The sequence below is a fragment of the Streptomyces thermoviolaceus genome (assembly GCF_045209695.1).
Lineage (GTDB): Bacteria > Actinomycetota > Actinomycetes > Streptomycetales > Streptomycetaceae > Streptomyces > Streptomyces thermoviolaceus.
Genome location: NZ_CP109280.1, coordinates 2,925,394 through 2,944,966, shown reverse-complemented (window position 1 = coordinate 2,944,966; position 19,573 = coordinate 2,925,394). Strand labels below are relative to the sequence as shown.

At 70.0% G+C, this 19,573-nt stretch carries 16 protein-coding genes and 2 pseudogenes; 4 read left to right on the top strand and 14 right to left on the bottom strand.

Annotated elements, in window-relative coordinates; all coding sequences use genetic code 11:
- Window positions 1-101: 101 nt before the first annotated feature.
- The 8 genes and pseudogenes from OG899_RS12855 to OG899_RS12820 form a co-directional block, all read right to left on the bottom strand.
- Window positions 102-1,217: an ABC transporter ATP-binding protein gene (locus OG899_RS12855; RefSeq protein WP_125499653.1), complete on the bottom strand. Its 1,116-nt coding sequence runs from the start codon at window positions 1,215-1,217 to the stop codon at window positions 102-104.
- Window positions 1,214-2,059, bottom strand: coding sequence for a molybdate ABC transporter permease subunit (modB, locus tag OG899_RS12850; protein WP_125499652.1), 846 nt, complete (start codon window positions 2,057-2,059; stop codon window positions 1,214-1,216). The genes OG899_RS12855 and modB overlap by 4 nt, the downstream gene beginning before the upstream one ends.
- Window positions 2,056-2,889 (bottom strand): molybdate ABC transporter substrate-binding protein, encoded by an 834-nt coding sequence (gene modA, locus OG899_RS12845; protein WP_168132341.1) that lies wholly within the window; start codon window positions 2,887-2,889, stop codon window positions 2,056-2,058. The genes modB and modA overlap by 4 nt, the downstream gene beginning before the upstream one ends.
- 489 nt (window positions 2,890-3,378) lie before the next feature.
- On the bottom strand, window positions 3,379-4,200 hold the full coding sequence (locus OG899_RS12840; protein ID WP_168132501.1) for a YceI family protein: 822 nt from the start codon (window positions 4,198-4,200) through the stop codon (window positions 3,379-3,381).
- Window positions 4,201-4,622: 422 nt separating this feature from the next.
- Window positions 4,623-7,157 (bottom strand): MFS transporter, encoded by a 2,535-nt coding sequence (locus OG899_RS12835; protein ID WP_406311038.1) that lies wholly within the window; start codon window positions 7,155-7,157, stop codon window positions 4,623-4,625.
- A gap of 9 nt (window positions 7,158-7,166) precedes the next feature.
- Entirely contained in the window at window positions 7,167-7,709 is a 543-nt protein-coding gene (locus OG899_RS12830) for a MarR family winged helix-turn-helix transcriptional regulator (protein ID WP_125500842.1), read from the bottom strand.
- Window positions 7,710-8,455: 746 nt separating this feature from the next.
- Window positions 8,456-9,058 (bottom strand): DJ-1/PfpI family protein, encoded by a 603-nt coding sequence (locus tag OG899_RS12825; RefSeq protein ID WP_251506533.1) that lies wholly within the window; start codon window positions 9,056-9,058, stop codon window positions 8,456-8,458.
- Window positions 9,059-9,138: 80 nt separating this feature from the next.
- Window positions 9,139-9,758, bottom strand: a pseudogene (locus OG899_RS12820) (TetR/AcrR family transcriptional regulator).
- Between the two features lie 35 nt (window positions 9,759-9,793).
- Between OG899_RS12820 and OG899_RS12815 the strand changes: the two are divergent.
- Window positions 9,794-10,561 carry an SDR family oxidoreductase gene (locus OG899_RS12815; protein ID WP_125498387.1) on the top strand — a complete coding sequence of 256 codons (768 nt, stop codon included), beginning with the start codon at window positions 9,794-9,796 and terminating at the stop codon, window positions 10,559-10,561.
- A gap of 204 nt (window positions 10,562-10,765) precedes the next feature.
- Here the strand turns inward: OG899_RS12815 and OG899_RS12810 are convergent, their stop codons facing one another.
- The 5 genes from OG899_RS12810 to OG899_RS12790 all read right to left on the bottom strand — a co-directional run bounded on the left by OG899_RS12810 (window position 10,766) and on the right by OG899_RS12790 (window position 16,134).
- Window positions 10,766-11,392 carry a hypothetical protein gene (locus tag OG899_RS12810; RefSeq protein ID WP_251506531.1) on the bottom strand — a complete coding sequence of 209 codons (627 nt, stop codon included), beginning with the start codon at window positions 11,390-11,392 and terminating at the stop codon, window positions 10,766-10,768.
- A gap of 162 nt (window positions 11,393-11,554) precedes the next feature.
- Window positions 11,555-12,085, bottom strand: coding sequence for an NUDIX domain-containing protein (locus tag OG899_RS12805; RefSeq protein WP_125498389.1), 531 nt, complete (start codon window positions 12,083-12,085; stop codon window positions 11,555-11,557).
- Window positions 12,086-12,615: 530 nt separating this feature from the next.
- A complete protein-coding gene (locus tag OG899_RS12800; RefSeq protein ID WP_125498390.1) occupies window positions 12,616-13,710 on the bottom strand; it encodes a DUF4238 domain-containing protein in 1,095 nt (364 codons plus the stop codon).
- Window positions 13,711-14,536: 826 nt separating this feature from the next.
- Window positions 14,537-15,232 carry an ATP-binding protein gene (locus tag OG899_RS12795; RefSeq protein ID WP_125498426.1) on the bottom strand — a complete coding sequence of 232 codons (696 nt, stop codon included), beginning with the start codon at window positions 15,230-15,232 and terminating at the stop codon, window positions 14,537-14,539.
- Between the two features lie 38 nt (window positions 15,233-15,270).
- Window positions 15,271-16,134, bottom strand: coding sequence for a hypothetical protein (locus OG899_RS12790; RefSeq protein ID WP_125498392.1), 864 nt, complete (start codon window positions 16,132-16,134; stop codon window positions 15,271-15,273).
- Window positions 16,135-16,635: 501 nt separating this feature from the next.
- Here OG899_RS12790 and OG899_RS12785 point away from each other — a divergent pair.
- From OG899_RS12785 to OG899_RS12775, 3 genes and pseudogenes are all read left to right on the top strand, one after another.
- Entirely contained in the window at window positions 16,636-16,893 is a 258-nt protein-coding gene (locus tag OG899_RS12785) for a helix-turn-helix domain-containing protein (RefSeq protein ID WP_125498393.1), read from the top strand.
- 117 nt (window positions 16,894-17,010) lie between these two features.
- On the top strand, window positions 17,011-17,223 hold the full coding sequence (locus tag OG899_RS12780) for an excisionase family DNA-binding protein (protein ID WP_125498394.1): 213 nt from the start codon (window positions 17,011-17,013) through the stop codon (window positions 17,221-17,223).
- A pseudogene (locus OG899_RS12775) lies at window positions 17,223-18,373 on the top strand (tyrosine-type recombinase/integrase). The gene OG899_RS12780 and the pseudogene OG899_RS12775 overlap by 1 nt, the downstream one beginning before the upstream one ends.
- Before the next feature lie 123 nt (window positions 18,374-18,496).
- Here OG899_RS12775 and OG899_RS12770 read toward each other — a convergent pair.
- On the bottom strand, window positions 18,497-18,874 hold the full coding sequence (locus tag OG899_RS12770) for a hypothetical protein (protein ID WP_251506529.1): 378 nt from the start codon (window positions 18,872-18,874) through the stop codon (window positions 18,497-18,499).
- Window positions 18,875-19,573: the final 699 nt, after the last annotated feature.

The following is a 19,573-nucleotide window of genomic DNA, read 5'->3' as shown; positions in this document are numbered from 1 at the left end:
GGGCCCGTCACCGTCGTCGGAACGCGGCCCGTCACCGTCGTCGGAACGCGGCACCGTCACCGCCGCCGACATGGAACCGTCCCCGGTCGTGCCCGGCCGCATCAGGCGCGGTACGCGTGCGTCTGGGCGGCCTTGACCGTCGCCCACACCACGGCTCCCGGGTGGAGGTCCAGTTCGGCGGCGGCGACCGTGGTCAGGTCGGCGACCAGCGGCAGGTCACCGGTGAGGTCGGCACGGATCTGGTCGCCGTGCGTCTCCAGGCCGGCCACCTCGCAGCGCCAGACGTTGCGGGCGCTGGAGGCGTGCGGCCGTTCCCGGTGCAGGGTCACCGCGCCGGGCGGGAAGACGACGAAGACGTCACCGGTGAGGTCCTCGCTGGTGGTGATCGAGGGGCCGTCCGGCACGTGGACCGTGTGCCCGTCGGCCCGCCCCCGGTAGAGGTTGAGGCCGACCAGCTGGGCGATGTAGTCGGTGCGCGGATGGCGGGCCACGTGTGCCGGGGACCCCTGCTGCACGATCCGGCCGTTCTCGATGACGACCAGGTGGTCCGCCAGCACCATGGCGTCCAGCGGATCGTGCGTCACCAGCACGGCGACCGCCTCGAAGCCGGCCAGATGACGGCGCAGTTGCGCACGGATGTCGAGCCGGGTCCGGGCGTCCAGGGCGGCGAGGGGCTCGTCGAGCAGCAGCAGCCGGGGGTGCGTGGCCAGGGCGCGGGCGAGGGCGACGCGCTGGGCCTGCCCGCCGGACAGGCTGCGGGGCTTGGCCGCCGCATGCGCGGCCAGGCCCATGCGGTCCAGCCAGACGGCGGCCTGAGCACGGGCCTCCGCCTTGCGGACACCGTGGCAGCGCGGCCCGAACGCCACGTTGTCCAGCGCCGACAGATGCGGGAAGAGCAGATGGTCCTGGAAGACGACACCCACCGGGCGGGCCTCCGGCGGCGTACGGTCCAGCCGTTCGCCGTCCAGCCGCAGATGCCCGCCGGACAGCGGGAGCAGACCGGCCAGGGCTCGCAGGGCGGTCGTCTTGCCGGCGCCGTTCGGACCCAGCAGCGCCACCACGTCCCCGGGGGCGGCGGTCAACGTCACATCGAGCCGGAAGGAGCCGCGCTCGACGACCAGACGGGCGTCCAGCCCGGCGGCGCTCCCGGCGGCGTCCGCTCCTCGGGGGCCGCCGGTGCCGGTTCCGGTGCCGGTCGTGAGACGGTCCCCGGTCACGAGGCGCCCATCCAGCGGTCCCGCAGCCCGGCGAGCACCGCGACCGACACGGCCAGCAGGACCAGACTGAGAGCGATGGCCGCCTCAGGGTCGTTCTGCAACGCCAGGTAGACGGCCAGCGGCATGGTCTGGGTACGGCCGGGGAAATTGCCGGCGAAGGTGATCGTCGCACCGAACTCGCCGAGCGCTCGCGCCCACGCCAGCACCGCACCGGCGGCGATGCCGGGCGCCACGAGCGGCAGCGTCACCCGGCGGAACGCGGTGAACCGGGACGCCCCCAGCGTGGTGGCCGCCTCCTCGTAGCGGGGGTCGGCGGCGCGCAGCGTGCCCTCGACGGTGATCACGAGGAACGGCAGCGCCACGAACGCCTCGGCCAGCACGACCCCGGTGGTGGTGAACGGCAGCGTGATGCCGAACCAGGCGTCCAGCCACCGCCCGGCGACGCCGTTGCGCCCCAGCGCCATGAGCAGGGCCACACCGCCGACCACGGGCGGCAGCACGAGCGGCAGGGTCACCAGCGCACGCACCAGACGGCGCCCGGGGAACTCCGTGCGGGCCAGCAGCCAGGCCAGCGGCACCCCGATCACCAGGCTGACCGCGGTCGCCGCCGTCGCGCACACCAGGGACAGCCGCAGCGCCTGCCACACCGCGCTGCTGGTCAGCAGGCCGGGCATGCTCCGCCAGGGCGCCCGCACCAGCAGGGCGACCAGCGGCAGGACCAGGAACGCCAGGCCGATCAGCGCGGGCAGCAGCAGGGGCAGCGGCGCGCCGCCGCGCGTGCGGCGCCTCGGACGGCCTGTGCCGGGGCGGCGCACCGTCCCGGCCTCGCCGGGCGGCGTCACGGCGTGAGGAACCCGGCCTCGCCGAGCACCTTCCGGCCCTCGGCGGAGCGGACCAGCGCGATGAACGCGTCGGCGGTCGCGGCGTTCTTCGCGTGCTTCAGCCGGACGATCGGGTAATCGTTGACGGCCTTGGCCGATTCGGGGAAGTCCACGCCCTCCACTGTGCCACCGGCGGCCTGCACATCGGTCCGGTACACCAGCGCGGCGTCGGCCTCCTTGAGCACCACCTTGTTCAGGGCGGACTTCACGTCCTGCTCGTAGGAGACGGGGGTGACCCGGACACCGCCGGCGTCCAGTGCCTGCTGCGCGGCGGCCCCGCACGGCACCGTCCGCGCGCACAACACCACCTTCAGGCCGGACGTGGCGAGGTCCTTCAGGGAGGACAGGTGGTCCGGGTTGCCGGGCAGGGTGGCGATCTCCAGCCGGTTGCGCACGAAGGTGACGGGAGTGCCGGCCGCCTCGCCGCGATCCGTGACGGTCCTCATCGTCTGCCAGCTGGCGGAGGCGAACACATCGGCCGGGGCACCGCCGATGATGCCGGCCGCGAGACTGTCGCTGCCGCCGAAGCTGAAGGTGACCTTGGCGCCGGGGTGCTCCTTCTCGAACTCCTTGCCCAGCGCCGTGAAGCCGTCCTTCAGCGAGGCCGCGGCGAAGACGGTGACCTCACCGGACACCGCACCCGAGGCACCGGACGACGCGGAGGAGCCCTGCGAGGACCGCGGTGACGAGTCCGAACCGGACGAGGAACAGGCGCTGAGGGCCAGCAGCGCGGCGGCACCGGCACCGGCGGCCCGGAGCATCCGGCGGGAAGACCGGGCGGAACGGCTCATCACGGATCCACTCCCTCAAGGTCCCGGGCGGACGGGCCGGTCCGGTACGGACACCCCGGACCGCACGGACTCATCCGCCCCGCACGGACGCGTCGAGGCCCCGGCACTCCTGCCGGCGAACCGGCCGCACAGCGGCCGGTGCCGATGATACGTCCGCATCTGCGAGGAGGAAGCTCAGCTTCTCGTCGCATGAGCAAGATTTTCGGCGAGCAGCCCTCGCATGTGCGACTCCGCGGAGCGGTATCCGCTTCTCCTCTTTCCTCCTGCTCCCCCGATTTCCTTTGGCTCCCCGGTTTCCTCTGGCTCCCCCCGGCTTCTTCCGACCTCCCCTGCCGGTCGGCTTCTCCCCGTCGGCCGTCGCCGACTCGCACCGGCCGCGTCGGCTGTTCCGGCCTGCCTGGCCGCTCCCTGGTGAACCGCTGGTGAACCGTGGTGACGACCCCTGCGGTGGGCCCGCTGTGGGTGGGACCCGGATGGGTCCCGATCGGCTCAGGTGGTGGGGAGGGTGGTGCCTTGGACGGCTTGGATGTCGAGTTCGATTTTGAGTGTGGTGCCGATGGCGGCGATGCCGGCTTGGAGGATCTGGTTGTAGTTCATGGCGAAGTCGTCGCGGTGGAGTTCGGTGGTGGCGCGGAAGGCGGCGCGGGTGCCGCCCCAGGGGTCGGGGCCGGTGCCGAGGTAGGTGAGGTCGAGGTCGATGGGGCGGGTGTGGCCGTGGAGGGTGAGGGTGCCGTGGCAGGTGTAGTGGTCGGGGCCGGTGGGGGTGAGGTGGGTGGAGGTGTAGGTGATGTGGGGGTGGTTTTCGGTGTCGAGGAAGTCGGGGCTGGTGAGGTGTTGGTCGCGGAGGGTGTTGCCGGTGTTGATGCTGTTGGTGTTGATGGTGGCGGTGACGTGGCTTTGGTTGATGTCGTCGGGGTTGATGTGGATGGTGCCGGTGAAGTCGGTGAAGCGGCCGTGGATGCTGCTGATGCCGAGGTGGTGGGCGGTGGCGGCGATGGTGGAGTGGGCGGGGTCGATGGTCCAGGGTCCGGGGGGTGGGAGTTCGGTGCCGCCTTGGCGGGTGAGGGTGTGGGTGCCGAGGTGGGCGTGGCCGCTGGCGGTGACGAGGGCGGTGGCGGCGGTGGGGGTGTAGCCGACGGCGGTGATGATGACGGTGTAGGGGCCGGGGGTGAGGGGGGTGGTGTCGTGGATGGTGCCGTTCTGGTCGGCTTGGGTGCGCAGGATCTGGGTGCCGGTGGTGTCGGTGACGGTGACGACCGCGTGTGGGATGGCCCATCCGTCGCGGGTGCGGATTTTCGCGGTCAGTGCCATCGGTGTGTGTCTCCTTGCGGGCCTTGCGGTGTGGGTGATGCGGCCAGGACCGGGCAGGTGCGGAGCGCGGCCAGTGGCGGCCGGTGGCCGGGTGGGTGTGCGGTCCGTCGCGGCCGGTGGTGGCTGGTGTCCGGTCGAGGCCGGGATGGTGATGTGAGGCCGGTCGGGTGACCGGGGTGGTCGCCGGTGGTGACCGGTTCCGGTGGTGGTGGCCGGTCGGGTGACCTTGAGTGTGTGGTGCCGGTCGTGGCTGCGGCGTCACGGGCGGGTGCCTGTGGTGGCCGGGCGCGGGTGACCGGAGAAGTCTGGAGTGTGTCCCGGGGTGGTGCCCCCGGGGTGGGGGGCCGGCTGTGGCCGGCCCCCCTCTTTTTGTTGTTGCTGTCTTTTTCGGTTGTTGGTGTCTTTTTCGGTTGTTGGTGTGGTTATTCGGTGGGGTGGGCGAGTTCGATGGTGTGGTCGTCGATGCCGTGGCCGGTGATGGTCAGGGCGGTGGCGACGGGCGGGTAGCCGGTGGCGATGACGGTGTATTCGCCGTTGTCGAGGTCGGTGAAGGCGTAGGCGCCGTCGGGGCCGGTGGTGGCGGTGGCGACGACGTTGCCGGCGGCGTCGACGAGGGTGACGCGGGCGTCGGCGAGGGGGCCGTGGGGGGCGGTGACGGTGCCTTGGAGGGTGGCGCCGGCGTCGAGGGTGACGTCGATGCGGGTGATGCCGGTGCCGGTGATCTCGACGGGCAGGGCGCGGGGGCGGTGGCCTGCGGCGTTGACGGCGACGGTGACGGGGCCGGGGACGAGTTCGGTGAAGGTGAATTCGCCGGTGTCGTTGGTGGTGCCGGTGGCCATGAGGTCGCCGCGGACGTCGGTGACGATGACCATGGCGTCCTTGACGGGGTGGTTGCCGTCGGTGGTGCGGACGGTGCCGGTCAGGCCGCTGGTGCCGCTGAGGAGGATGTCGTAGGTGACGGGGTCGGTGTTGACGGCGATGGTGGAGGCCTGGGGCTGGTAGCCGTCGGCGGAGGCGATCAGTACGTAGGAGCCGGCGCCGGGGGCGTCGAGGGTGTAGGAGCCGTCGGCCTGGGCGATGGAGCGGCCCAGCTGGCGTCCGGCCAGGGAGATCAGGGTGACCGCGGCGTGCGGGACGGGAGCGTCCTCGGCACCGCGGATGTGGCCGCGCACCGGGACACCGCCACCACTGCTGTTCTGCACGGGAGCGTCGTGCTCCAGCGTCGCCACCGCAGCCAGACGCTGCTCGACCTGCTGCTCCTGCCCGGCGGGTGCGGCGGCCGTGGTCTCGGAGACCGCGACCTGCTCCCGGGTCTCGGCGACGGCCGGGGCCGCAGCCGTGTCCGCCGGGGCGGACTCACCGTTGGCTGCCTGAGCCAGCGCACCCTGCGTACGCAGCGGAACCTCCTTGATGAACAGCGTGATGAGGAAGGCGACCGCGGCCAGCGCGGAAGCGATCAGGAAGATGTCGGCGATGCCGTGCCCGTAGGCGCTCTTCATGACCACGCGCAGCGGCTCGGGCATGGCGCTCAGGTCCGGCAGGCTGCTGGTGCCGGCGTCGGAACCGGAGGCGAGCTGCGCGTACTGCGGGCCGAGGTCCGCCAGACCGTCCTTGACGTAGTGGGTGATCCGGTTGGCCATGACCGCGCCCAGCGCGGAGACGCCGACCGCACCGCCCAGGGAGCGGAAGAAGGTGACCGTGGAGCTGGCGGCACCGAGGTCCTTCGGGTCCACCTGGTTCTGCGTGCAGAGCACCAGGTTCTGCATCATCATGCCGATGCCGAGACCCAGCACGGCCATGTAGACGGCGATCTTCCAGTAGTCCGTGTCGTACCGGAGGGTGCCCAGGAGGCCGAGGCCGGCCACGACCAGCAGACCACCGCTGACCAGCCACGCCTTCCAGCGGCCGGTACGGGTGATGATCAGGCCGGAGACCGTGGAGGAGATGAACAGGCCGGCGATCATCGGAATCGTCATGACACCCGACATGGTCGGGGACTTCTCGCGGGCCAGCTGGAAGTACTGGCTGAAGAAGACGGTGCCGCTGAACATGGCGATACCGACGAACAGCGAGGCCAGCGACGCCAGCGAGATGGTGCGGTTGCGGAACAGCCGCAGCGGGATGATCGGCTCGGAGGCCTTGGCCTCCGCCAGCACGAACAGCAGGGCCAGGACGATGGAGCCGGCGACCATCGTGTAGGTCTGCCACGACAGCCAGTCGTACTTGTCACCGGCGAAGGTCACCCAGATCAGCAGCAGGCAGACGGCCGCCGAGATCAGGAACGCGCCGAGCCAGTCGACCTTGACCTTCCGCTTGGTGACCGGCAGGTGCAGGGTCTTCTGCAGCACGATCAGCGCGATCACCGCGAAGGGCACGCCGACGTAGAAGCACCAGCGCCAGCCCAGCCAGCTGGTGTCGGTGATGACACCACCGAGCAGCGGGCCGCCCACGGTCGCGACCGCGAACGTCGCGCCGAGGTAACCGGAGTACCGGCCACGCTCACGCGGGGAGATCATCGCGGCCATGATGATCTGAGCCAGAGCGGTCAGACCACCGGCGCCGATGCCCTGGACCACACGGCAGGCGATGAGCATGCCGGGGTTCTGCGACAGACCCGCCGTCATCGACGCGAGGACGAAGACGATCAGGGCTATCTGGACCAGTACCTTCTTGCTGTACAGGTCGGCGAGCTTGCCCCACAGGGGAGTGGCCGCGGTCATCGACAACAGGGCGGCGGTGACCACCCAGGTGTAGGCGGACTGGCCGCCTCCCAGGTCACCGATGATCCTCGGCAGGGCATTGGAGACGATCGTGGACGACAGGATCGCCACGAACATGCCGAGCAGCAGCCCGGAGAGCGCCTCCATGATCTGCCGGTGCGACATGGGAGCACCGCCCGGGGCGCTGTCCCCGTTCTTGGCGTGAGCCCGCACACCGGCTGGTGTGGTCGTTGCCATGGGCTTCCTTTACTTACGAATGTCTGCGGGTGTACGGGTGGTCTCTTCGGCTACGGGAGCGGCAGCGCAGGCGGATCCGGTCTCGGCACCGGCCGTCGTGGCGCAGGCCCGGGCCGTCTGCGACCGGCAGTCGCCGAAACTGTCGCGCAGCCGCGTCATCAGATGGATGAGCTGGCCGACCTCGTCGTCGCTCCAGTCGCTGAGCCGTTCGGCGAGCAGGCGGGTGGTGCGCCGGGACAGATCACCGAGCCGGTCGAGGCCGGCGGGGGTCAGATGAAGGATGCGTGAGCGCTTGTCCGCGGGGTCCGGCAGCCGGTCGATCCATCCGCGCGAGGCGGCGTGGGCGACATGCCGGCTGGTGACTGACATGTCCACGGCGAGTATTTCGGCGAGCTTGCTCATGCGCATGTCGCCGTGTCGGCCGAGGGTCGCCAGGACGGCCGCCGAGCCGGCCGGGCAATCGGCCGGCAGGATCCGCCCCAGGTCTCTCTTCACGGCTCCGACGGCACTGAGCTGGCGCGCCAGCTCTTCGTACTGCGCCTGCCCGGCCATCGCACCTCCCGTAGTCGTTGCTTGAGGCAACCATACAGGAAACTTGGTTGCCGAAGACAAGCAAACCGGGGGTGTGCGGGCAAAGACTTGGCAAAGGCAAGCATTGCGGCTGTGAACACCGAGGTGAGACGGTCGGCTGCGTCCGCCGGGGCCTGCGCGCCGACCTGCGGATGCCCGGCGACGGTGACCGCTCCGACCGCCTGATGAACCGGTGCACCCCCACGAGGCCAGCCGGCGCGTCCGACGACGAGACCACCGGAACCACCTGGCCGACACCCTTGTGTCGGGGGCCGACGCCTGGTGACGGATGCGATGGCGGTCAGGAGGCGTTCGCCGATGGCAGGCGGTGCGTCGAGGACGACGTGGAGGGAAGGCCCGTGGAGGGAGGCCCCGCTGACCAGCCCGACACTCGTCTCGGCGGCGCATGCGATGGCCACGAACAGCGCGCCCGGCGTGAGGAGCTGGGCCGGCACGGGCCGGCCGGAGGCCGAGGTGAATCGCGGCAGAAGGGAAAGGCCACCTAGAAGAGGATCACCTCGGGGTGGGCCGGGTTGACGAGCATCGCGCGCCAGGCGATACGTCGGTACGTCTGACGTGCCCGTTCCATGCTCACCCCATGTCGGACGTGTCCCGGACGATCGAGACCCCCAGGCAGATCAGGTAGCGCAGCCCGATGACCCTGAAGCCCGACAGCAGCACCGGGGGCAAAGGTCGGGCGTGCGACCGGGCGTGTCGAGCCGTTCAGCTCACACCGGTGGCTGCGGGCCGTACTGCATACCCCGTCGGACCTGCCGTGCACGCTCCACCGAGCCCAGTCGGGACACCAGGTGAAGGGCCATGTCGATACCGGCCGAGATCCCCGCGCAGGTGACCATGTCGCCGTCGTCGACGAACCGTTCGTCCGCCCGGACGTCGATCGTCGGGTCGAGTTCCTTGAGCCGGTCCAGCGAGGCCCGGTGCGTCGTCGCCGGACGCCCGGACAGCAGACCGGCCGCCGCGTAGACCAGCGACCCGGTGCACACGCTCGTCATGAGCGGAACGGACCGGCGCTGGGAGCGGACCCACGCCAGGTGCCGGCTGTCGTCGAGCTGGGGCCGGGTTCCACGGCCGCCGGGGTGCAGCAGCACATCCAGCGCGGGCATGTCGGCCATCGCGTGGTGCGCCTCGACCGTGAGCCCCTTCGCGCACGTCACGGGCTTGCCGTCGGCGGAGAAGCAGAACACCCGCCAGCCGTCCTCGGGAAAGGTGCGCGTCCAGTACGACAGGACTTCCCACGGGCCGACGGCATCCAGTTCTTCGACGTCGGGGAAGAGCAGGATGCCGATCTGCTTGACGTCTTCGTTGCTCATGGAGAGATCCCAGCAGGCATGCATCCCGACGGCAGGTCTTTGGCGCGCATCCGATCACGCGAGGTCGGGCGCGACCGCACTCACGCGCCCCGTCCTGCCGACCCTTCCGGCCATGCCGCCATGGCCAGTTCGGCCACCTGCTCCAGATCCGCTGTGCTCGCGCCGTCCCGCGCCTGGTGGGACATGCCCTGGACGACAGCCACGAAGTAGACGGCCAGGGCGCGTGGTGGGACGCCGTCGGGCAGTTCTCCGGCCTTCGCGGCCCGGGTCAGTCGTTCCTCGAAGAGACGGACGTTCGCCCTCCTGCGCTCCCGCAGGTCGCGCTCGATGTCCACCGTCTGCGCCGAGCAGTTCGTCGCTGCCGTGATGTCCAGGCAGCCGGCCGGATGCCGTGGGTCGGTGTACGACGCCGCCGCCTCGCGCAGCATCCGGTGGAACCCGGTGCGGACGTCGCTCTCCTCCTCCAGCGCCCTGCCCATGAAGGCGCCGAAGGTACCTCCGTAGCGGTCGACGACCTCGGCGAACAGTGCTCGCTCGTCACCGAAGGCGGCGTACAGGCTGGGGGCGAGATGCCCATGGCCCGGGTCAGGTCGGCGATGGACGTGCCCTCGTAGCCGTGCTCCCAGAACAGTCGCGTGGCCTGCGCGAGGGCCGCCTCGCGATCGAAACTTCCGGGTCGTCCCCGCTTCGCCCCTGCCATGGTGACAGAAACAGATGCGGAGGGGGGACTCGATCATGGGAACACTCGCGGGCAAGACGGCTCTGGTGACGGGCGGCAGCCGCGGCATCGGTCGAGCGACCGCGGAACGGCTCGGCAGGGAAGGTGCTGTCGTGGCCGTGCACTACGGACGCAACGCCGGTGCCGCCGAGGAGGCGGTGGGCGCGATCCGTGCGGCAGGCGGCACGGCGTTCGCCGTACACGCCGAATTGGGCCAGGACGGTGACGTGGAGACCCTGTGGGCCGAGTTCGACCGCCAGGTCCTGGAACACTGCGACCGCGCCGGCCTCGACATCCTGGTGAACAACGCCGGCATCACGCCCCGCGGCCACATCGAGGAGACCACGCCGGCGGTCTTCGACGAGGTGTTCGCCGTCAACGTCCGAGCGCCGTTCTTCCTGGTGCAGCAGGGGCTCAAGCGGCTCCGGAACGGCGGCCGGATCATCAACGTCTCGTCCGGGGCGACACGCATCGCGCTGACCGACATCATCGCCTACGGCATGACCAAGGGCGCCATCGACACCTTCACCCGGACGCTCGCCAAGGCCATGGGCGATCGCGGCATCACCGTCAACTCGGTGGCGCCCGGCATCATCGACACCGATCTGAACGCCTCCTGGCTCAAAGGCAACGAGGCCGCCGAGCAGTCCGCCGCACAGCTCTCGGCCCTCGGCCGGGTCGGCCGCCCCGAGGACGTGGCCGATGTCATCGCCTTCCTGGCCTCGGACGACGCCCGCTGGGTCACAGGGCAGGTCATCGACGCCACGGGCGGCTCGCAGCTCTGACCGGAAGGTGTGGCTCGCGCTGGGGCCTGCGCAGCGCCCGGCGACGGCCAGCCCGACCCCACCGTGCCCGCGAAAGCCGGTGACCTGACGTGCATGTCACCGATCCGGGCGCGCCCGTGGGGCCCGATCGATCGGGTGCAGGGGGGTGAGCAGCCGAGCGTCATGCCCGTGGGGGACGGTGAGCCCCGCTGGGGCGTGAACGGTTCAGCCGTCCGTCCGTTCGTCGGTGGCTGCCCGCCCGCCTCCGTACGACGCGACCAGGGCGTCGGCGACCGCTGCCGCGTCGGTGGCGGCCACGTCGTCCGGGTACTCCGGCAGCAGGTCGTCCCAGACGGGCAGCCACGAGCCGCGCAGCTGGGGCTGGCCCTCGGGACGGGCGTAGAACCACAGGTGCAGGTGGGCGGCTCCGTCCCCGGTCCGGTAGACGTGGGCTCGGGAGATGTGCGGCCGTGCTTGCACGTGGCGGACGATGTGTGCGGTGAGCACGCCGAGTTCGGCGGCCAACTCGTCCGGCAGGTCGGCCAGGTCGTAGTGGTCGAGGGAGAACAGGACCAGGACCAGAGGCACACCGACGCCGCTGACCCGGGCCAGTCTCCAGTGGTCGTCGAACCAGATGCCCTCGTCCCGGGCGCGGCAGATGCCGCACTGTGCGGGGTCCTCGCCGTGCCGGTGCGGTTCGGGCAGCACCGGCGGACGCAACGGCACGGTCCTGAGTCCTTCACGCTCGAACGGGCTGATGTCCCATCTCGTCAACCGCGTCAGGGGAAGCCGGAGTTCGTCGTCGGCGGCCGCGCGGGCGTGGTCGTGGAACTCCTCCGGTCGCAGGGCCATGGGCCGGAGGATAACGGGGTACCGGTGATTCCGTACCGGTTCACGGGCCGGTTTCCGGCCCGGTTCTCGGCCCGGTTCCCGAGCCGGTTCCCGAGCTGGTTTCCCGGCTTGGCCGGTGGGCCGGCGATGGGGCCCGGACCAGGGTGCGAGCGGTGGAGAAGGTCAGGACCCCAGGTCCAGCAGGAGCGCCATCACGCCCACGAGGGAGGCGCTGCTGACGATCTCCCGTCGGCTGATCATGCCGCGGATGCTGCTCAGTGGGATCCACTCCAGGCGGTCGGCCTCGTTGCGTTCCGTGGGGTGCGACACGTGGCGCGCGCCGTCCGCGCGGAAGACGAAGTGACGGGAGTCGGTGATGCCCGCGGCCGGCTGGGCGTGGATCAGTTCCCGCATGACCTGCGGGCGCCAGCCCGTCTCCTCCTCCAGTTCCCGGGCGGCCGCCTCCGCGGGTGTCTCGCCGTCCTCGACCAGACCCATGGGCAGCTCCCAGGCCCAGGTGTCGGTGACGAAGCGGTGGCGCCACATCATCAGCACACGCTCGTGCTCGTCCACCGCCGCGGCCACGGCGAGGTCCCGCAGCCGCACGACGTGGTAGTCGGTGCGCGTGCCGTCCGGCTGCTCCACGTCCAGGGAACGCAGCCGCACCCAGGGGGTGTCGTAGAGGGGGTGTTCGCCGTGGACGGTCCAGCGCATCTCGTGCCTGCTCTCTTCCTTCCGGGCGCTGTCTTGACGGGGCGAGGCACCTGTGTTGCGAGGGTTTGGGGGCCGGGCTCGCGGATGGGCCCAGGTGAGGGGTGGGGCGAGGTCCTGGGCGAGTATGTCGCCATCGGCGTCGAGCTGGTCGATCGGGGTGTGGAGCCTTCGGGCACGGATCTGGCACGCGGCGACTGATCACTGTGCACAAACAGCAGAGCCCAGGTCTCTGACCTGGGCTTTCTTCGTAGAGCGGGTGACGAGAATCGAACTCGCGCTCTCAGCTTGGGAAGCGACGGCGCTCATTGAGCCGGATAGCTCCTGACCTGGGCATACATGCTCTGGTGTGGATCCCGGGAGGGCAGGATCGCTCCGTTATTAACCGTGGGTTACCGGTTTTATGGGCACGCAATGGGCACGCCGTCGGGTTCGAGGTGTAGAGGGCCTCTCTTGGCATCTGATGAGCGGCCGAGCCCTGCAAGCGAGCGCTCGCCGGGAGGCTGCCGTTGCGGGAGCACATGGAGACGGGATCAGCGGCGGCCGAACAACTCGGGGCGGAGGTGGCTCGGAGCGACTCCCGCGATGCGGGCTTGCTCAGGGTGGACACCGCCGAGGCGATAGAGCGGGCCGACTTCGGGGAGAGGATCCGCGAGGAGAAGTCTGTCATTAGGGTGCGCGAAGGCCATGAAGTACGCCTGGGCCAGCATGCGCTTGTTGACCTCATCCGCTGCTTCGTGGCTCTCTTCCGGGGTGATCCGGAGGTGTGAGGGCCTGGCGGCGGCAGGGTGACTGAAGACCAGTAGGGTCCGTCGGCCCACAGGCATGACGATCTCATCGACTCTGGCCAGCCCTCGGTTCCGGGTGCTCTGGACCTGGATGAGAGTCCTGGTCTGCCGGATCTTTCGCTGTCCCTGGCGCCGACGACTCCGGGTCCGTCGGCGCGCCTGCGGGATCACGGGGTCAGGTTTGTCCTCTTCATCGTCGAAAGTGACGATCGGCTCGTCGCAGGTGAGTAGCGCACCATCGGTTAGTTCGATCACGGTCAGCGGTCTGTTGAGCAGGTGCTCGGAAAGAGGCTCGGCCAGCTTGCCCATAAGGCTCACATGCTCGTTGGGGTGGCTGGTGACTTCGAGCGTCCTGAAGTCGCGGAGTATGTCCCGGTAGGCGCCGACCTCTCGGCGCCCAGCACCGACGGGGGCATTCAGCTGCATAATGCGGACGTAGAAGTCCGACATGAGCTCGATCTCGCGGCGCTTGCGGAGCCCGCGGACGTATTGGAAGGCCACGAAGACGCAGAGGTCCGTCTTGTCCTTGGGTGAGATCGGTCGTCCCCACGTCACGGCCGAGGTCACGCGGCGCAGCGCGCTCGCCGCGCTGCCCTCGACCTTCTGCAGCACCGAATCCATGCGCCCGTCCGGCTCACCGTGGATGTTCTGGAATGTGTAGAAGTCCCTGATGGCCAGGTCGCTCTCCTTGCGAAGCCCGGGCACGGAGGAGCGGCGGTCGCGAACCCACAGTTGATTCTGGGAGTTGGCGAACCTGCGAAGGTAGAAGGCGGGCACCGTGTGGTGCCGTGCCCCTACCTGCTGGCTCGGATCAGCGTTTTCCAGATCCCACTCGTCCATCCCACGAGCTTCGCACGAGGTACTGACATCGGGTACTGCGTTGTTTCACCCCTCCCTCGTGCCGTCAGGAAGGTGGCCGTGCCGCCGGTAAGCCACTTCGTCGGGATGGAGACGAATGCGGCTGTGCCGCCAAGCAGTGTCGAAGGAGACGGTCCGCCGACTGGCCCGGACCAGACGCCAGGCGTGCCAACTGGTCCTCGGCGAGAGGACCCAGCGCCAGATGGCCGTGCTCATTGGCAGCTGCCACGGTCGTCAGCTGAGACCGACCCCGGTCCGCTCATGAGCCGTTCTCCGGAGCAGATGGGCCTGGATGCCCATTGACCAGGGCTTCTGCTTTCGCCGCGTGATCGGGGCGCTGCGCGTGACGCATGCCGGCGGCGAGGACCTCGTAGACCATGCGCCTTTGCGGTGGGTCCTGGAAGCTGTCGAGGAACTCCCGGATCACTTCGAGGGCCGCGTACTCGACAGTGCGCTCGGCTTCGGGGCGGTACTGGGAGAATGCTTCAGTGATCTTGCGGAGGGTTTCCGGGCTCGGGAGGTTCGGCCGCGTGACCTGCTGCTTCGCCGGGACCGGTCCCCGCGTTCGATGACTGCGTGGGGGACCGGTCCCCGGCCCCCAGGCTCGGTCCCCGAGTCGGACCTCGGTCCCCAACGGGTTGTCGCTGCGTTGGTCCCCGGATGGTCCCCGCACGTTGGGGGCCGGTCCCCGCGCCTGGTCCCCGGTCCCCGGAGTCGGTCTTCGGCCCCGCGTTCGGTCCCGAGGCCACTCCGGTTTCCGGACGAAGCTCGGGAGGTCCGTCCCCGTGATCGGCGGCCTGCCGCCGGGTCAGGTGGGGCGGTGACGCCTTCGGTTGGGGCCGTCGAGGATGACGCGTTCGGTCATCTCGGCGAGGCGGGAGGCGACGCGGTCACCGAGGGTGACGCGCAGCTGCTCCATCGGAAGGTTGGTGGTCATGAGGGTGGGGAGCATGAGCTCGTACCGGTGATTGACGAGCCGGTAGGTCAGCTCCTCGGTCCACTCGCTGGTCTTGGCCGCGCCGAGGTCGTCCAGGAGCAGCAGCGGGCTGCGTGCCAGGGTCTTCAGATCGCGTTCGGTGTCGTGGCCGGCGCGGGGGCGCAGGCGGGCGCGGAGGTCCGCGGTGGTGGTGGCTTCCCAGCGCAGGCGGACCCCGCGGGCGAGGAGCGTGCGGATGGCGCCGTACGCCTGGTACGTCTTGCCCGTGCCCGTGGGGCCGGCGATCAGCAGCGACGGGCCTTCGGCGATGCCCGGTCCGCCGGGGCCGGGGCGACCGGCGCGGGTGATTTCGTCGGCCCAGGCGGTGATCTGCGGATGGCCGGCCAGGGCGCGGCGGTAGCGGGCGGGGATACGGGCGTCGGCCAGCTCCAGAGCGGTGACCGGCTCGGCCGGGGATTCCCCGGCAGCCGCTGCGGCGGGGTCGATGCCACGCCTGGCCAGGATGCCGTTGAGGCGAGCGGCGATGGGGCCGACTTGCTGGGGTTCGCGGGTGAGGGTGGCGGTCAGAGCTGCTCTCCATAGGCGGCGACATCGGCGGGGTTTGTCTACGCCCTGTGGACAACTGTCCCGGCGGGGTCGGCGTTCATGACCTCGTGCACGACGCTCGGCAGGGTGCTGGGGTGCAGACCCTTGGCACGGTGCCGTTCGAGGCCGGCCCGGATGTGTGCGGGGTTGATGCCCTCGTCGAGCAGCTTGCGCACCTCGCGAGCGAGATGGCCCAGGACGTCCTTGGGCGGACGGTGTGTGCAAGCGGCGGCGTACTCGGCGATGAGGTGCTTGGCCGAGATGGTGTCGGGCGCGGGGGCGCTTGCGCCCCCCGAAGGGGTACTTCCTAGATCCATGATCCTAGGTCCTAGATCCGTACCCTGAGGACTCACGGACGGCTCCGTGAGCCTGTCGTGCGCCGTCACGGAAGGCTCCGTGAAACCGTCCTCACCTGCGATTTCGCTGACGTCTCCGATATTCACTGCCGTCTCCTGCCGTTGGCGGGAGCCCTCACGGACTGTTCCGTGAGGCAGCGGTGCGGCCTCGGTGAGACCAGCTCGTGCGGTGCCACCGACGGCGTCGTGGTGGGGGCATGCGGGGAGCCGGCTCTTGCTCGGCCGGTTGATCTTCTGGTGCTGGTGCCAGGTGACGACGTGCAGGTAGCGCTTGTCGTCCGGGCCGGTGTAGCGGCAGATGAGGCCGGCGTCGGCGAGCTGGGCGAGGTCCTTCTCGACGTCGGCGGGGGTGTGTTCGGGGCGCAGGACCCAAAGCTGTCCGGCGGTGATCGCGGCGTGGTCGCGGTGGCGGCCCTGGTCGTCGGCCTGGGTGAGGAGGCCGAAGAAGGTGCGCTCGGCGGTCAGGGTGACCGCGGCCAGGGATTCGGAGACGAAGGCTTCGGGCTTGATGGTGCGGATGCGTGCCAAGAGCGGGGCGGTCCTCACTCGGTGGCCAGGGGGGCGGGCACCCATGGTCACCGTCGATTGGGGCGGTGGTGGCGTCAGGCGTGGGAGAGTTGGCCGACCGGCTGCCGCTCGGCTCGTTGAGCCGCTCGCGGCTTTCCGGGGCTGTCGTCAACATAGCCACAGCTGGTCCGGACTAGTCCAGCCCCAAACGGCCAGATCTCTGACGGCAGAAAGGCGGTCGGAAATCAGATCGGAGAGGGCGGTGGGAAAACCGTAGGACACGATCGGCCGCTGACCAAATAGTTGCCTCGAAACCCGAGCCAGAAGGATCACAGCGACAAGCCGTTGACGTCTGCGGGCGGCGAAGTTACAACACAACACCCCACGTCAGGCACACTCTGGGCGCTGCCCGAAGCGCGGGCTGTCGAAAGGGGAGTGCCCCCGCACGCCGAGTGCGCGGGGCGCAACATAGCCGACGATCGCCGGTTAACCAAACTGGCGAGTGCACGTTACAACGGAGCCATGGCAGCACGTTCACTGGAAATCGGGCCGGCCGGAATAAGGGCCGCCCGAACCATCGAAATTCTTCGTACCGAGCGCGGCCTCGCTCAGCGGGAGCTTGCCGCTCGTGTCACCGCTCTCGGCCGGCCGATGTCCAACACGATGCTGTCCCGCATCGAACGCGCCCAGCGACGCTGCGACATCGACGACCTGGTCGCCATCGCACAGGCGCTGCACGTGCCGGTCCCGGCCCTCCTCCCCGGCCCAGCGACCGCCTGAACCCGACTCGGCCACCGCCCTGCTTCGTCCCGAGTGAGGAGCCACCGCCCTTGCACCCACCCGCAATATCCAATGCCCGCTTCCACCTTCAGCGCGCCCGAAAGGAGGTGATCACCAATGGCTGACCGTCTGCTGACGGTGGACGAAGCCGCCGAACAACTCGGCACGGGCGGACGGTTCGTTCGCCGCCTCATCGCCGAACGCCGCATCCGCTACGTCAAGCTCGGCCGCCCGGTCCGCATCCCGGAGAGCGCCGTCACCGAGTACATCGAGGCACGCACCGTCGAGCCGGTCCGCCGCGCCCGTCTCCGGTACGGGAGGGCAGCCTGATGGCAGGACGCAGACAGCAGCGCCGACGGGAGTTCGGCACCGTACGCAAGCTCGCCTCGGGCCGGTGGCAGGCTCGTTACGTCGGCCCGGACGGGACCCGTCACAAGGCCCCCGAGACGTTCGACACCAAGACCGACGCGCAGGACTGGCTCAACCTGGTCCGCGCGGACATCGAGCGCAGCCAGTGGCGGAACCCGGACACCGGCGCGGTCAACTTCGAGAATACGCCCTGCGGTGGCTGGAGGAGCGCGGCCTGGCACCGACCACGGTCGACCGCTACAGCGGCCTGCTCCGCCTGCACATCCTGCCGGCGTTCGGCGGCCAGGACCTGGACGAGATCACCCCGCCCTCCGTCCGCGCATGGCGCGCCGAACGGCGGAAGGCGACGGGCGACACCACGGTCGCCAAGTCGTACCGGCCGCTGAAGGCGATTCTGCAGACCGCGGTCGATGACGACCTGCTCCCGACCAACCCCTGCCGTATCAAGGGCGCCGGTAAAGAGGAGGCCGACGAGCGCCCCACGGCCACCGTGGAGCAGGTCTTTGACCTCGCCAACGCCATGGGCCCGCGCTGGCGGCTCATGGTCCTGCTCGGCGCCTTCGCCTCCCTCCGACCCGAGGAACTGGCCGAACTGCGCCGCCACAGTGTCGATCTCGACGAGTGCTCCCTGCGGATCACGCACGCGTCACCGGAGCTGACGAACGGCAGAAGGGTCACCGGCGCGCCCAAGACCCGCGCGGGCAAGCGCACTGTGTACCTGCCCGACTTCCTGCTGCCGGAGCTGCGCCGGCACCTTCGGTGGTTCGCGGAGAAGGAGCCGGACGGCCTCCTCTTCGTCGGCGAGAAGGGCGCCCCGTTCCGCCGCTCGACCTTCGGCCGCAAGTGGCGCAAGGCCAGGAAGAAGGTCGGCATGCCAGACAACTTCCGCTTCTACGACCTCCGGCACACCGGCAACACCCTCGCCGCCGACACCGGCGCCAAGCTGAAGGACCTCATGGTCCGCGTCGGCCAGTCCTCGGAGCGGGCCCAGCTGATCTACCAGCACTCGACGGCGAAGCACCAGCGCAGGTTGGCCCAGGGGATCGATGCCGAGGTCCGGCAACGGCTGAGTGAGTCGTTGGCCGACGGGCGCGAAGCACGCGAGGGATGAAGGACGCATGCGCGCGGGCCAGACTTGCTCCTTACCGGCCAGGCAGCAGCCCGGCCCGGCTCCGTCGGCCTCATCGGCCGAGACCGTCCGGGTGGTGCCCACGGCCCCGCCGCAAGTCTGTGGTCAGGCGCTCAGGCTCTTGCGCCTGACCCGCAGGGAATAGGACGTACCCCCGGGCCCGCTGCTGCTGCCCCAGCCAACGCTCGTGGCGATGTCCCAGCCCCGCTGCTCGCGCATTTGCTTGGCGAAGGCGGTCAAGTCCCGGATCTCACACCCGCATCTCATCGTGAGCCGGATGCTGATGTACGGGCTGCGAGGGTTGGTGTTAAAAGCCGTTTGCTCGGTCCACTCGACATCGTGGACGTGCTCACTGAGGCCGGTGCGGTCCTGGTCGTGTTTGATCCCGTGCGCCTTGGCGTACTCGTCGAGATCATCGATGACGAAGAGGTCACTCGACCACTGACCCGGCCAGACGGCGAACAGCCGAGACTTGCCCGCCACCGCCCGTTCGTATGCGCCTTTGGAATCTCCGTGGGTGACCCTGCCGTCCTCGTGGACTTCGATGTAGCAGGTTGTTCCCGCCGTGTACGGGAAGTCCTGCCCCGCGGCGGCTGCGCTTCTCGGCTCCACTGGCCCCCCAAGTGGTGATCGCTCCTTGCGTCAGGCGCGGTCTGCCGACAGCCTCGGCTTGACGCCCGCCTGCGCGCCTTCACTGCACGTCCATAACCTAGCTCTCCGACACCTCCGCCTCCGGGGTTTCACCGCAGGAGGCGGAGGCACTGCTGCTGTCCTGGGCGCGGATGGCGCTCCGATCGCGCTGTCGGCCGCCTTCACAGACCGAGAGCCGTGGCAGCGAGCTCGGTTCCCTGCACCCGGGTCTCGATCTTGGCGAAGGCCGTGTCCCGGGAGATCGTGGTGTCGTCGGCGTGGGAGGCGAAGCCGGCGTTGTCGCAGGTACCGAGCTGGGAGGCGGGGATGTGGCGGGCCGCGGCCGGGCCCCGGTACCAGGCCGTCGCGCGGTCAGCCGCTGGTCTGCTGCCGACCGCAGGGCTGCACAGCCGTTAAGTAGGCCATGCTGTGCGCGACCGCGGTCCAGCGTTCGGGCTGGTGACGGTCCTGACCTCAGGCACGGAGGGCATCGGGTACCGCCGTATCCGGCCCGAGCGGGTCCGGGTACTGCGGCGCCAGACCCGACCAGGT